Origin of the sequence: Pseudoalteromonas sp. L23, assembly GCF_021728455.1 — a bacterium.
Classification (GTDB): Bacteria; Pseudomonadota; Gammaproteobacteria; order Enterobacterales; family Alteromonadaceae; genus Pseudoalteromonas.
Genome location: NZ_JAKKCW010000002.1, coordinates 301,954 through 315,066, shown reverse-complemented (window position 1 = coordinate 315,066; position 13,113 = coordinate 301,954). Strand labels below are relative to the sequence as shown.

The 13,113-nt window shown below is 43.8% G+C and carries 14 protein-coding genes; all 14 read right to left on the bottom strand.

What is annotated here, in order from left to right; translation table 11 throughout:
• Positions 1-71: 71 nt before the first annotated feature.
• Positions 72-1,400 carry a Na+/H+ antiporter family protein gene (locus L3V43_RS05210; RefSeq protein ID WP_010604756.1) on the bottom strand — a complete coding sequence of 443 codons (1,329 nt, stop codon included), beginning with the start codon at positions 1,398-1,400 and terminating at the stop codon, positions 72-74.
• 1 nt (position 1,401) lies between these two features.
• Positions 1,402-3,345: a DUF3488 and transglutaminase-like domain-containing protein gene (locus L3V43_RS05205; protein WP_237116098.1), complete on the bottom strand. Its 1,944-nt coding sequence runs from the start codon at positions 3,343-3,345 to the stop codon at positions 1,402-1,404.
• A complete protein-coding gene (locus L3V43_RS05200) occupies positions 3,335-4,264 on the bottom strand; it encodes a DUF58 domain-containing protein (RefSeq protein WP_237116097.1) in 930 nt (309 codons plus the stop codon). Before L3V43_RS05200 ends, L3V43_RS05205 begins: the two co-directional genes overlap by 11 nt.
• A 14-nt stretch (positions 4,265-4,278) precedes the next feature.
• The gene (locus L3V43_RS05195; RefSeq protein ID WP_010604759.1) at positions 4,279-5,184 is read right to left on the bottom strand and encodes an AAA family ATPase; all 906 of its coding nucleotides are present in this window, start codon (positions 5,182-5,184) and stop codon (positions 4,279-4,281) included.
• Complete coding sequence (locus tag L3V43_RS05190; protein ID WP_010372856.1) at positions 5,181-5,564, bottom strand: response regulator; 384 nt, start codon at positions 5,562-5,564, stop codon at positions 5,181-5,183. Before L3V43_RS05190 ends, L3V43_RS05195 begins: the two co-directional genes overlap by 4 nt.
• 540 nt (positions 5,565-6,104) lie before the next feature.
• Complete coding sequence (locus tag L3V43_RS05185; RefSeq protein WP_237116096.1) at positions 6,105-7,241, bottom strand: phage minor head protein; 1,137 nt, start codon at positions 7,239-7,241, stop codon at positions 6,105-6,107.
• Positions 7,242-7,248: 7 nt separating this feature from the next.
• Entirely contained in the window at positions 7,249-7,773 is a 525-nt protein-coding gene (locus L3V43_RS05180; protein WP_237116095.1) for a hypothetical protein, read from the bottom strand.
• An 8-nt stretch (positions 7,774-7,781) separates the two neighbouring features.
• On the bottom strand, positions 7,782-8,396 hold the full coding sequence (locus L3V43_RS05175; protein ID WP_237116094.1) for a DUF3164 family protein: 615 nt from the start codon (positions 8,394-8,396) through the stop codon (positions 7,782-7,784).
• Positions 8,389-9,870 (bottom strand): DUF935 family protein, encoded by a 1,482-nt coding sequence (locus L3V43_RS05170; RefSeq protein WP_237116093.1) that lies wholly within the window; start codon positions 9,868-9,870, stop codon positions 8,389-8,391. Before L3V43_RS05170 ends, L3V43_RS05175 begins: the two co-directional genes overlap by 8 nt.
• Positions 9,863-11,602 (bottom strand): hypothetical protein, encoded by a 1,740-nt coding sequence (locus L3V43_RS05165; protein ID WP_237116092.1) that lies wholly within the window; start codon positions 11,600-11,602, stop codon positions 9,863-9,865. Before L3V43_RS05165 ends, L3V43_RS05170 begins: the two co-directional genes overlap by 8 nt.
• On the bottom strand, positions 11,602-12,105 hold the full coding sequence (locus tag L3V43_RS05160) for a DUF1804 family protein (RefSeq protein ID WP_237116091.1): 504 nt from the start codon (positions 12,103-12,105) through the stop codon (positions 11,602-11,604). The genes L3V43_RS05165 and L3V43_RS05160 overlap by 1 nt, the downstream gene beginning before the upstream one ends.
• A gap of 1 nt (position 12,106) precedes the next feature.
• Positions 12,107-12,358: a hypothetical protein gene (locus L3V43_RS05155; protein ID WP_237116090.1), complete on the bottom strand. Its 252-nt coding sequence runs from the start codon at positions 12,356-12,358 to the stop codon at positions 12,107-12,109.
• Positions 12,355-12,771, bottom strand: coding sequence for a glycoside hydrolase family protein (locus tag L3V43_RS05150; protein WP_237116089.1), 417 nt, complete (start codon positions 12,769-12,771; stop codon positions 12,355-12,357). The genes L3V43_RS05155 and L3V43_RS05150 overlap by 4 nt, the downstream gene beginning before the upstream one ends.
• Positions 12,761-13,000, bottom strand: coding sequence for a hypothetical protein (locus tag L3V43_RS05145; RefSeq protein WP_237116088.1), 240 nt, complete (start codon positions 12,998-13,000; stop codon positions 12,761-12,763). Before L3V43_RS05145 ends, L3V43_RS05150 begins: the two co-directional genes overlap by 11 nt.
• Positions 13,001-13,113: the final 113 nt, after the last annotated feature.

Sequence of the window (13,113 nt, the reverse complement as noted above, 5' to 3'; positions counted from 1 at the left end):
GAAAATAGAGTATGTTTGTGAGCTAAAGGTATCAAGGCGGGGAGCCTTGATACCATCATGGATATATAAACCTATAACACCATCGCGGCTATCCAGCCGAAGCAGAGTAGTGGGATGTTGAAGTGAATGAATGTTGGCACCACGGAATCCCATATGTGATCGTGCTGGCCGTCGGCATTTAAGCCAGAAGTGGGTCCAAGTGTGGAATCTGATGCAGGAGAGCCCGCGTCGCCTAATGCACCTGCGGTTCCCACCAAAGCGGCGGTAGCCATAGCGGAAAAGCCAACCTCTAGAGACAAAGGTACAAATAGCGTGGCAATGATTGGCACGGTTGAAAATGAACTGCCAATTCCCATGGTAATAAGTAATCCAACAAGCAAAATCATCGCAGCGGCAAGAGGTTTATTATCGCCAACAAAATCGGCACAACTTGCTACTAAACTTGCCACATCGCCCGTTGCTTTCATGACAGAAGCAAAGCCTTGAGCAGAGATCATGATAAAACCTATCATTGCCATCATTGCCACACCTTTACTGAAAACATCGGAGTTTTGCTCCCATTTCACAATGCCAAAGAGGCTAAAAATCATCACGCCAACGAGCCCACCTAATATCATTGAGCCACTGTTATTTTGTGCAATGAGAGAAGCCAGCACCGCAGCACCGCCGACGATCATGACTTTAGTTGCTTCTTGGCCTTCAGGTACAGTGTTTGACTGAGTACTTTGCTGTTGACTCACTTCATAATCTCGCTTTTTACGATAAGTAATGAAAACGGCAACCAACAGTCCTATCAACATACCAAGCGCTGGGATCACCATAGCGTATGGCACGTCGAACTTAACCAATTCTAAACCATTATCTACAAGGTTTTTATGCAAAATAGAGTAAAGGTAAATGCCACCGAATCCATATGGCAACACCATATAACTGGTCGCTAAGCCAAACGTTAAAATACACGCAATCGCACGGCGGTCTATCGTCAGCTTGTTCAGTACGACTAATAGCGGTGGAATGAGGATCGGAATAAACGCAATATGGACAGGCACAAGGTTTTGCGAGGCAATCGAGCAAGCCAAGATGATGACCATTATAAACATGCTTAAAAACGTTGAACCTTCGCTATCATTGGCATTAACCAATTTGAGCAGCTTTTGCGCGAGGATTTGAGTTAAGCCAGACTTTGAAATAGCAACTGCAAACCCACCTAACATGGCATAGCTTAAGGCTATTTCTGCGCCGCCAGATAGCCCATCATTAAAGGCGTTTAAGGTTGTCTTCAAATCTAAACCGGCCACTAAGCCCGCAGCTATTGCACTAACTGTCATGGCGACAATTACATTTATTCTAAAGAGGGTTAACCCCAGCATGAGCAAGACGCCCAAAATAACAGCATTCATACTATTTTCTTGCCTTTCTTTTTATTGATTTATACAACCTCTTCAACTCACCAAGCTCAAGTTTATTAAGTGGTTTTTGTTGATACTGTGACTTTTCAATTAATTGATAAAACTGCCAAAGCGACGCTTCTAACTCAGGAAATAACTTACATAACTCAACAATATGTTGTTTCGCCGTAGTGCCACTTAGGTGCTCTTTGAAATCGGACACTATAGCATTGTAATAGACAAGTTCGATAGGGCGTTTATGCCGAGTAAGCTGCTTGCTAAGGTAAAATAGCGCAATTGAGAGCAAAAGCAGCATAAACAGGGAAAATATCCCAGCCCAAAATTGACCATTACTCCCAAACCACTCTTTAAACAGTGCGCCTTGCTTTTCTTTGTCAAAATTAATGACGACGCGAGTCCACTGATAGTCAAGCTCCTCGAGCTGTAATCGCAACCAATTAATAGATTGCCAATTAGACAACCCAATTAAGCTGTAGCCCAAACCACTTTTAAACTCGCTCGATAATTGTTCTAACTGAGAAAGACTCCCTGTCATGCGTTCTGGGGCAATCCAGGCAGTTGGGTCTAAGCGTTGCCAGCCAATTCCCGGTGTAAAATATTCAACCCAAGCATGTGCGTCATATTGATAAACGCTGTAATAGCCTTGATTGTCATTTTTTTCACCGCCCAGATAGCCTGATACTAAGCGAGCGGGGATACCCGCGCTTCGCAGTAGAAAAGCCGCAGCAGAGGCGTAATGACCACAAAAACCGTTAAACGAGCTAAATAGAAAGTCATCAATCCTATCGCTCGATTGGGCTGTAGTTGGTGTTAAGGTATAGACGAAACCATTTTGCAAAAAATAGCGCTTCATTAATTCAATGAATTGGCTCGTTGTTGTCGATTGACTGTCCCAGTCGCGCGCCAGTTGCCTTGCCTGTTGATTAATGCCGTCAGGTAATGCGGTGTTACGCCTATAATACCAAGGCCTTAACGAGTCTTGGGGTTCAAAGTCAGTGAAATCGATTTGATACTCGACAGGTTTTGCTGATAGGTTTTTCAAATAGACCGTGCCAAACACGTTACTATTCAACTTAGCGTTTCTCGAATAAGAGTATGACAGGCCATACAACCAAGGAAGTTGACTTGGCTGCGCAATAATGGTTGCTGCGCCGATCGGCTCTTTGGGCAACGCTCTGATATTAGTACCTTGATACTCAGAGACTTTCCATTGCCGTCCGTCAAATTCATCATGAATAATTGCACGCCAATAGAAAGGTCCAGTTTGTTGAGTGTTCTCAAATGACGCCCTAAACACCAAGTCGCTGGACTGGGATAAGTTTGCGATATTGAAAGGATCTACATTCTCAGATAATCCTGTTTTTGCTTGATTCTGCGGTGCAGGTAACTGCCAAAATGCCGGGAGTTTTGGTAAAAAAACGACTAATAAGGTAGCTACAGGCAGCACCAATACCAATCCCTTTGCACTTACCTTAAGCGCAGGTTTGAACCTTAGGTTTTGCTCGAGATTAAGCATGATAGCTAAATTAACAGCCAGCAAAATCAATACAAGAAATGCTGCAAATATACTTGGTGTAAAAAGAAATAAGCACGGATAAGTAAAGAAATTCAAAATACATATTTGTGTAAATTGGCGAGCTTGCGTGGCATGCACTTGTTTCAGTAGCGATGCAACCAACATCAAAGCCACAAAAACATTCACGCTGTTTTTTATACCTATTAATGAGGCCGTTGCAATGGCGCCGAGTAAAGTGACCAAGTTGATAAAGCGAATGCTTAACACGCTTGGTTTAGTCACCAACCTCGATGCTTGCCATAGTGTTAAAACGGTACATAACCCGACAAAACCGATACCAAAATCATCGACAAGAATAATGCTCAGCAGCCATAAAAATAGTGACGTGCTGTAGTACCATTTTGGGAAGCTAGAATTCACTTAATGCCTCCAAGCAACATAGTTTATGGGTTTCACCTTGACCGAACGGGATCCTGTTTTGTTGCAGTAAGAGGGCATAACTTGTTTGTTGCTTATCGGCGTCAAGCACCATAGTACAAAGTTTACTCAGACGTTCTTCTTTGCTGCCTGAAAGTTTAGAATAATCGAAAATAATGCGGTGTAAATCGGCCGACTCCGGTGCATTCTGTTTAATTAACATCTGTTCCGTCTTGGCGTAATGCTTCCAAGAAACGCGGCTTAAACTCATCCCTTTTTGATATTGCGAGAGATGGTCGAACTCAACTGAACGCTCTTTCTGTTGTATGCTTTGGCTAGTATTCGAGGCACTGCCGAAGCTAAACTCTGTGTCTACAACGGGCAATGGAGTAGGGTACACGTAGAAAGCATCGTTTGGTTTTATATACGACCAGGTACGAATAAGGCCAAATGGGAAGTAGCTGAGGATTTTAATTACCCCCGTATCATATACGCCACGAGGTAATTCAGAGGCACTTAGCTCGAGAATTTTCTCATCACTCACTTTGGAAATATAGGTAGCCGTTTGGTTGTATTCACTTGAAAGTCTGAGTGATTGGATCTCTGTGCTAGATGAAATACTGAGCCTAATAGATGAACTATATGGGCTAAAATTAGCATTACTTCCCAAATATCGGACATTTGTATTGTTCAAGTTGAAAAAACCTAAAAATAGGGCGGCTATCATCATCACAGCCATAATGTAGGACACTGCAAGGATTAGATTATTTTGATAGTTGATCCCCAATACAAAATTAAGCAAAGCCACAGCGATAAAAAAACCGCCATCCTTAGATGGCAGTATGTAGATATTATTATGAGATAACCGTATTTCTGAGCGTTGATGTCGTTGATAAATATGCTGCTTAACTTTCCGTTTCAAGCGGTTAATCATGCTTAATGTACCGGTACGTTTTGAAAGACCTGTGTCTGAACTTCTGCTTCATTAGTCGTGGTAACGCCAAGTCGATGGGCACAGACTGAAGTGAAAACGGCTTGAACATCATCGGGTATGACGAAATCTCGACCACTAATAAACGCATATGCACGACTTGCGGCTGCAAGTGCGATGCTAGCTCTTGGCGACAAAGGATCGCTAAATTGACCTGAGCTTCGTGTGTAGTTAACTAAGCGAAGGATGTAATCAATAATAGCGTCACTTAGCACAATGTTAGGCACAACTTGTTGATAGGCTAACAGTGTTTTACCATCGATCACTTGTGGTGCTTGAGTCAGTTTTCTCGCTTTTCCAGCTAATTTAATTAGCTGCGCTTCTGCCATTTCCGAGGGGTATCCTAAGCTTATACGCATAAAAAAGCGGTCTAGTTGTGACTCAGGCAGTGGATGCGTGCCAGATTGATGCTGAGGATTTTGCGTTGCAATCACAAAAAATGGGCTAGGGAGCTCATGGCTTACGCCATCGATGGTTACTTGATGTTCTTCCATGGACTCCAACAACGCGCTTTGAGTTTTTGGACTTGCGCGGTTGATTTCATCGGCCAGTAAAACTTGGCTGAAAATTGGACCAGGATGGAATTCAAAAGACTGATGTTCACGGTTAAAAATAGAAGTGCCGGTAATATCAGCTGGGAGTAGATCGCTAGTAAATTGCACGCGACGATATGTCAGACCTAACACATCAGCAAGAGAATGAGATAGCGTCGTCTTACCCATACCTGGTAAATCTTCAATAAGGAGATGACCGCGACACAAAAGACTGCAGATCGCGAGCTTTATTTGTTCAGGCTTTTCTAAAATAACGGTAGAGAGCGCATCGGTAAGTTTCTTTATTTCTTCATTCATGTAACCAGCTCTAAACGCTTCATAACTGAATCCACTTTATGTGCATTGAAAGGTTTAGCGATAAAGCCCTTAGCACCAAGCTCCCAAGTGTTTTGAACATTCTCCATACTATTATGGCCAGAGCACATGATGACATGGGCCACAGGAAAGTTTTCGTTGATGTAGGAAAGAATTTCGGTGCCATCTGTATCGGGAAGCTCAATATCTAAAAAGACAACACTGGGTTGTTTATGCTTTAGTAGCGGCTTTGCAGAATCAAAGTCTTCACAACCATAAACTTCTTCAAACCCTAAGTTTTCCAAAATCTGTGTCAGAAAATCTCTGATCTCAACAGCGTCATCAATTATCAAGATTGGTTCTAGCGGTCTTACAAATTCCATATGTCGATACTTCAAATTACAAATTCAACCACATACTATAAAAAGCGAAACCATAGCTCAATAGAAAATACAGTAAACTTTTTATTAATGTCCGATACCGTCTAGTATTGGACATATTAAGGGTGATTAAATTGGCTTTCTTAACACTACAATTACTACAAACTATACAGCCTATAATTTACGTTATGTTAAATACAGTGAATTAAAAGAGAGATTAACTTACTCTCTTGTACAATCAAAATTTCGCTGGATGTTTACGGACTAATTTTTGACCTGCTTATTGTAAGGGGTTGTTCATTTCTAGATTTGAGTATGGATCGGATTCCAATGAATGGATGCTCTGAAGCCCCTATTAAATCTGGACCTCAGATAATTTCGCTTTAAATCCTTAAAATCTCATCAGGCATTTGTTTTTAGACAAAACCTGATCGTTTTGCCTCATTTCGCGATCATTCCTGCTCATTGTACGTTTAGAATTAGATCGAAATTCGCCGTTTTAAATTGAGTTTAAACGACCTTTAAACGGACATTAAACACGGTTTAAATCTTGTTTAAAGCAACCACGCGATTAAAGTCACTGCCAATTTGCACTGTTATCATCACGCCATCAATGGCCAGTTTGACCACGCTTTTATTAAACGAAATGAACTCGCCAGTTTGTACAATGCGCATCAATTCAGATGCTTTCTCAAACCCCAATAAATTGATAGCCGTCATCAGTACCGAGTGCTCGATGACGATGAGTGTGCTCTTGGTTTGAGGTGCTACCTTTATTATATGGTCGAATACTTTGCTTTGCATGTGACCAAGCGTAAATGCGGTTCCTGAGTCTACCTTGTTTAATACTTGTTTTGCAGCTGCGGTAGCCATTTGCTTTTTGAAATGACTTTCACCTTGGTTGATGATCTCATTAAAAATTGGCGTAGCTACTTCACGTAAATTGTTATCCAAGCGCCCTAGCATTTCGCCCGTGGCTTTGTCCGCGCCCAACCATGCTTTGCCTGGATTGTAGTTCCAACCTAAATCAATACCCGTTAGCTTATCTAGTTCTTCACCAGTTTGTGGATCAGCCACTTTAAACGGTTTTAATAATGGGTCGACTACATTGTCCGGCGTCACGGTTAAGCCCATGCGTTTAATATCTGCATCACTTAGACTCACAACTTTACAGCGGCACATCCATCCGTTTGGTGGATAATGCGAGTCCCAAAACTTATGATCTAAAGGCAGTAATATATAGTGCCACTTTTGATGGTCTGCTCTTACGCGCTGATCACCTGCCGTTAAGTATAAAAGATACGGGCGTCTATGCTTTAGTCGTTCTTGTTGTTGCCAGCGCCCAGCTGCTCGCGCTGTATTTTTGTTATTTTGGTAGATTACACGAGTTCGCCAGCCGCGCTTACCGTTATATGACCAACCGTGTTTTGCAACTACTTCATCAAATCGCTTTCGAAATGACGTTAGTGTTTCACCTTGCTCAATAGAAGCTACTACTGACTTATATAGGTCATCCAACAACTCTGTTTTTGTAGCACCTGCAACTGTAAATGCTCGCGCGTGAATATGGCCCTGTAGGTCTTTATATGACTCGGTGGGTATTTGGACTTTTTGTTTAAGGTTGGAAATGGCCTCATCGAATTTAACGAGTTGGCCATGCTGGGGAGATAAACCTGGCATACGTGCCCTACTTACTCAGCAATTTATTGGTTTTATCCTTGGAGCCAAGGCTTGAACCATAGAAAAACTGCAGGATTGCACCAAGTGTGGTACCGAGTAAAAAGCCTAAAATGGTATCGGCATAGCGCCTTGCGGGCTCTGAGATGTCAATAAAAGTAATGCAGCCTATATAAATGAAGGTTGCGACCGTTAAAAACCACGCGTACTGGTAAACAAATCGCTTTGCCATTTTGTCATCTTGATCTAGCGCTTTGTTCTGCATATTCCGAGCGCTATCCAAATTTTTGAATGCCAGCTCCGCTAGGTTCTCTTCCTTATTTAGTACCGCTAGTCTAAATTGGGTTTGTAACTCGCTGTTCTTGCTTATCTTATCAAACGCCTTTGTTGCATCGCCTTCGCCTGTAAGGGTTTGCGCCATATCAACCACTTTTGTGGCTACCTCCGCGCCATTATCACCACCAATCCATTGGCCAATTTTTTTATCTAGGCCTGTTAACTTAGCTAGGCCAAGTGCTATCGTAATTGGTTCCATAACTCACCTCACAGCTTGGCTATATCAAGCGAAACAGCATTGTCATTACCGTGATCATCTTGCTTGTAAAAGCGAATAAAACGGCAGCTATCAATTGACGTTACTGACTCTGCTAGAATGTCCATAGCCTGTTGCCATTTGCCTGTGTCGTCAGCTATTTCAAGGCGGCGCAGGCTCAATATGCGCTGCGGGTTTAGCGTACCTTGCTTATCTGTTGCGAATACCTTGTTCACAATGGCGCGAATATTCTGGTTACCACCCTCGGTCCATTCATCTAGGCACTTATCAATGAGCTCTTTTGCTAGCTGTAGCTCTGGGCCTAATTCAATGCGCTCTTGCGCTTGTATCTTTACTGCTAACTTATTATCGAACGAGCGCAGCGTTACATTGCCTTTTTTACCACCCAGATTAACGTCGTACTCTTGGGCTAATAACTCCATAAAATTATCGGCTTGTTCCATCTGCAGCCGCTTAAAGTCAGCCAGCTCTTTTTGCTGTTTTTCAGCCAACGCTACGGCCTGTTTTACAAACTCGTCTTTAATTAGGTCGGTTTGCTTAATATTGGCGATGGCGACTAAGTTGCCCTTGCCGTCTTTCATGTAACCTTCAGGTATATCAGTCATCGTTTATCTCCGTAGAATTGGCTTCATCCATCCCTTGTAAAAACTCCAGTTCAAACGCTTTACTGGCTACGTCGGCCAGTGCGGTACCACTGAGGTTTGGGAATTCAGAAAGGATTTTGTCTTTTAGTTCGTTTAGGCTTGCTGAGTGCTTGGTAAACTCAAATATCTTGGCAATTTCAACATCGGTTGCCTGGTCAAACTCATCAAAGGGGTTCACATCCATGTGGTTATCCTTCGCTGCAAAATCCTGTTTTGCAGCCGTGGCAATTCCAGCGCCATCGTCCCTTACTTCTAACACCGCCTGACCTTCCTGTGGCTTTGGTACTCCTAGTGTTTTATAGGCGTGATCTTCCGTTACTTTTATCAACTTGGCGGTTTCTCTAATGACATTAACCGCGTCTAGGTTGATCTCTTTTTTGTCTCGCCAAATGTATTTCGGGGGCTCGCCACCATCGAAATTCACATGGTGAATAGCCTCTAAAATTTGATTACGATAACTCGATACACGTGCCCTATCCGCCCGTTGGTTTTCGCCAGCGCGCTTAGCGTGTGTTTCGCTCGCAGCGCGTGCGCCAGACTTTTGCTCGGTTGCTAACGTTTGTGAAGTGAGTGCTTTGCTCATCTCAGCATTGCACATATCTATCAGCTGTTTTTGTACGGGCTCACCGCTTAGCTTGCTTTCGATGATTTCAATTGACGAGTCATCCGGTATGGTCGCGATACCATCGGTAATGAGTTTTGCTAACCCATCAATTAGCTCATCCACCTGGTCGTCAGTCTTCCCGACTGGGTGCTTGCCAACAGGAAATGGCACGCCAAAACGCTCGCAAAGCTGCACAAAAAACTTAAAACCACCATGCTTAAACATCCACGGCCAAAAGCAGCTACTCAATAGGGCTACACCGTACGGGTTCTTAGCACTCGGCATATGTCTAACACACGTCCAGCGCTGGTCTACCAACTCCTCGCCGTGCGGGTTGTCACGGGTTTTGAGTAGTAGTTCGTGGTCGGGGGTAAACACGAATCTGCTTGCTGGCCACATCTCAATTTTGTTTGGTAGCCAAGTATTTTCTTCCTTTTCATAAGCGCCGAGGTGGGTCACAGCAAACCCATGCAAAATAGCGCTGTAGTTGTGCCAGTCTACGTCCATCCATTCGGTGTTTACTGCTGGCTTTCTTGCCATTAGCGTCTTTGCTAGCTCATAGCTTTTTTTACTCGCTGCATCATCACCGCCAGGCACCAATTCGGCCGTAAACGCAAACATGCCAGAGCACAGTGTGCGTAGCTCACCAATTACATGTGCATCAGCGGCAATTTCGTCATAAATTAGGGCGCTTTTGCCAGCTTTACGCAGTATTGGGTCTGGGTTTGGTAGTTCACGCATCATGGCCCAGTGATTTGGGTCACTTTGGCTCATGTTGAACATTTTTTGCAGGGCTCTATAACCCCGATAACTTAAATGAGGTTTAGACATGGTAGCCCCCTATTGATTTAGTCACTTTTTTGCTGCGTACTCTGGGCATACCACCTGCACCCGTGCTGGCAATCATCCACAGAATAGATAAAGCACTGCTTAGGTCATAATGGTGGATACTTTGTTTGCTAGGCCAATTTTCTAACTCATCCATTAGCAATGTACACTTGGAGTGAAAAGCGATTTGAGCAGGTTCATTTGTTACGAAAGGTTCTAGTGCTTCAATTCTCTCTTCTTGACTTACAGTGGCGGTTACGCCACGAAGCGGCAGTGCAATACCTGCGTCCAAGCCACGCTTTATATAGTCAGTGCGCATGTATTCAAATGCAGTGTTATTTTCAAACCCCCACACTAAGCAGTTATATTCTTTTTGAGCTCTTATTAGATCGTTGAGTAATTTGCTGGTACCGCGCACCTTGCGGCTTTCGTACTCAACATGTAGCTTACCCAGCTCTTTACAAAACAGGCCAACAACTAATGCACTAGGGTCTGCTCCAGCCGTTTTACCCATGCTTGGGTCACATGCGCCGTAGGGCGTCCATAGGTTTAGTCGGTTTACCCAAAACTCAAATTGAAAGAAGATCTGCTCTTCATCGCTCTTAGCAATACCCTGCATTTCACGGTTAAATTCACGCTTATTTGAAGCCCACATCTCCATCGTTTTGTATAGTGAACGAACGCTGGGCCAGCTTGTTTTTGCCTTTTTACTCATCGCGCGTTTGTTCTTCAGCCAGAATTTAAAGCTTGGTTTATCCTCGGTGCTAACAGCATCACCATTTTTAGCAGCACGTTTTTCAAACTCTTTATCTTCGTAGAGCATGAGTTCACGACACTCCTTCCAAAGCTCCATGTTTTCTGGATATTGTGTGATAGCTTTAAATCTATGAACGATGTGACCGGGCGCGTTTTCAGCACGAGAAATAGGGTCATCGTTGTTAAGCACTGTGTTAATGCCTAGAAACTTTACGGAGCCATCTGGCGGACCGAGATATTGAACTGCAGCCTCAAGAAATCCCCAACGGTTGTCTCTCTCGGTAGGTGATTTAGCTTCTTTGTCAGTGATGATGTCGTCAGATAGCAAAAGTTTAGGACGGCTAGCCCCGTGGAATGTCCCCCTTACGCCTTGTTCAGCACCTCTGCTTTCAAAGCGAACGCCTTGGGCTGTCACAAACTCGCCAATCTTCCAGGTGGTTGATGTGGTGCAAACTTCAGGGAAATCTAATGCTAAGTTGTTATTGTTGAGCAGCTCTGTTTTAACCACTTCCAGCGTTTTTGCAGGCATTTTTGCCTCTGCGCCGAATAAAATTACGTTATCAATAAAGATATTTGGACGTGTTAAATTCAGCTCCTCGCACAGCTCTACATCTTGTCTTAGGGCTTGAATACACACATAAACAGGTGCAATTTTTGCTGCCAATGTGCTTTTCCCTTCGCCACGAGGCGCTACAAACCAGTTTTTCCAGCCATTATCTAGTTCAAGGGCCTTTGGAAACCATTTCATAAAATATGTTTGAAATTCGCTGGCTTCTTGCCCTTCATCAAGCCACATATGATGTGGGAAATATGTATAAACAAAAAACTCAAAGTCGCCACCTAGCACACGTTTTCTGCGCTCTAAAATGGCGGCTGGGCTTGGATCAATATTGCGCTCTTTAGCTTCAATATCACGGCGTAGTGTGCCTGTAATGCTTTCGAGCTCTTTTAAAAACTCTTTTGAGTTCATATCCGCCATTAGTCGTCTAGCTCTTTGTCTAAACGTGGGCCGAATGCCTGAAGTATTTGTACTAGCGCTTCAGCAAAATCAGGATGATGAGTTGAAACAAACTGAGCGAGCTTTTTAATAACCTCTGCAGCGATGGCGCGCTTTTCCAAGCGCTTATTCCCGCCACTCACTTTCATTACTTTGCTCATCATATCTGTGAGCGAGTTTAGTGTTTTAGTTCGCTGTTCTAGTGTGAGCGTAGCGCTTTGTTCTTTTAGCAAATTGAAGGTTTCATTTACTTGGATTGTAAACTCTTCGATAAAATCTTGAGTAAACTCCCCTACTGGGCCTTCTGATTTGCGAGCAGCTGCTCGGGCTAAATCCCAGTCATCGCCACTGGCTTTGGCTTCGGCTTTCCAGCGTCTTGCTGTGCCATCGGCTACATTATGTTTTACAGCCGCAACAGATAGCGCCAATAGCTCATTAACGTAGCTGTGGCGCACTGCATTTTTAATATCAGCAGAGTGCGCCATATCAACCTCCGGCTTTCAACTTTAGCAGCTCAACGGCTATGGCAACTGCAAGCCCAGCACCACCGCCAAGACCCGCGATTTTTACACGGTTGTTGGTCACATGGCCTTCAACCTTTTCAACACGCGTTTCTAGGCCGTCAACTCGCTTAGTTAAATCGGCTTTAATGTCGGTGACCTCTTTGAGGATTGCGGTTTGTGTGGCTTGAATCTGGCCAATAGATAGGAATAACTGGTTTTCTTGTTCTGGGGTCATAGGTACCACTCCCCAGAGGCCATTTGCTCGGCGAGCTCATCTGCGCGGCTGCCTACCTGTGAGGCCCAACGTGAGTTAAGCATTTCATGGGCTGCTAGCTCCCAATCTCCGCCTTCAACTGCTGCAATCGTGTTTTTAAAGTTGAGCAATCCAGTAATGCCAAGATTAAAGGCCATATTGATAAGCACCGCTTCTCGTGCCGGATTACATTTTGTGGTGTTAATGTTGTTGCGAACGGCTTGGGTGAACTCTTTAATGTCATTGCTGAGTAAATAGTCCGACTCGGCTTCAGAGATGCCGCGCTGCTCCAAGTTCCTACCAACACCGATTGTGGCGTACCCCGTAGGGCATTTGTACACCGTTAGGCGCTCGCCTTCGTGCCGTTTTAATTGGTTAAATAGGTTAAAGTCCATGGGCAGTCCTACGCTTGAGTTTGGTTTTAACTGTTACAAAGCACTCAGGCACAGGTTTAGGTGGTTTTACGGCACGTTTTTTAGCAATCAGTGTTTTCACACTATTGCGTAACAGCTGTAAATATCGTGGCTCACAAGTTGCTGCAATCGCTTGCTTTTCTTCACGCGTTTTTGCTGCAACGATTAGCTCCGCCAACACCCACACAGGCAATGATTTTGCTTTGCTCATGGGGTGATGATCGCGTAATCATCAGAGGCCAAACATATGGAAAGTAGTTTTCAAAGGAAGGAATAAAATTGTTAAATTAGGCTAAATTAAAATCGGCCATACTGCAATACTGG

What these genes read in the sequence shown, in the direction of transcription:
- L3V43_RS05210 (WP_010604756.1), bottom strand. Translation starts at nt 1,400, where the DNA reads ATGAATGCTGTTATTTTGGGCGTCTTGCTCATGCTGGGGTTAACCCTC.
- L3V43_RS05195 (WP_010604759.1), bottom strand. Translation starts at nt 5,184, where the DNA reads ATGAATGAAGAAATAAAGAAACTTACCGATGCGCTCTCTACCGTTATT.
- L3V43_RS05190 (WP_010372856.1), bottom strand. Translation starts at nt 5,564, where the DNA reads ATGGAATTTGTAAGACCGCTAGAACCAATCTTGATAATTGATGACGCT.
- L3V43_RS05185 (WP_237116096.1), bottom strand. Translation starts at nt 7,241, where the DNA reads ATGCCAGGTTTATCTCCCCAGCATGGCCAACTCGTTAAATTCGATGAG.
- L3V43_RS05180 (WP_237116095.1), bottom strand. Translation starts at nt 7,773, where the DNA reads ATGGAACCAATTACGATAGCACTTGGCCTAGCTAAGTTAACAGGCCTA.
- L3V43_RS05175 (WP_237116094.1), bottom strand. Translation starts at nt 8,396, where the DNA reads ATGACTGATATACCTGAAGGTTACATGAAAGACGGCAAGGGCAACTTA.
- L3V43_RS05170 (WP_237116093.1), bottom strand. Translation starts at nt 9,870, where the DNA reads ATGTCTAAACCTCATTTAAGTTATCGGGGTTATAGAGCCCTGCAAAAA.
- L3V43_RS05165 (WP_237116092.1), bottom strand. Translation starts at nt 11,602, where the DNA reads ATGGCGGATATGAACTCAAAAGAGTTTTTAAAAGAGCTCGAAAGCATT.
- L3V43_RS05160 (WP_237116091.1), bottom strand. Translation starts at nt 12,105, where the DNA reads ATGGCGCACTCTGCTGATATTAAAAATGCAGTGCGCCACAGCTACGTT.
- L3V43_RS05155 (WP_237116090.1), bottom strand. Translation starts at nt 12,358, where the DNA reads ATGACCCCAGAACAAGAAAACCAGTTATTCCTATCTATTGGCCAGATT.
- L3V43_RS05150 (WP_237116089.1), bottom strand. Translation starts at nt 12,771, where the DNA reads ATGGACTTTAACCTATTTAACCAATTAAAACGGCACGAAGGCGAGCGC.
- L3V43_RS05145 (WP_237116088.1), bottom strand. Translation starts at nt 13,000, where the DNA reads ATGAGCAAAGCAAAATCATTGCCTGTGTGGGTGTTGGCGGAGCTAATC.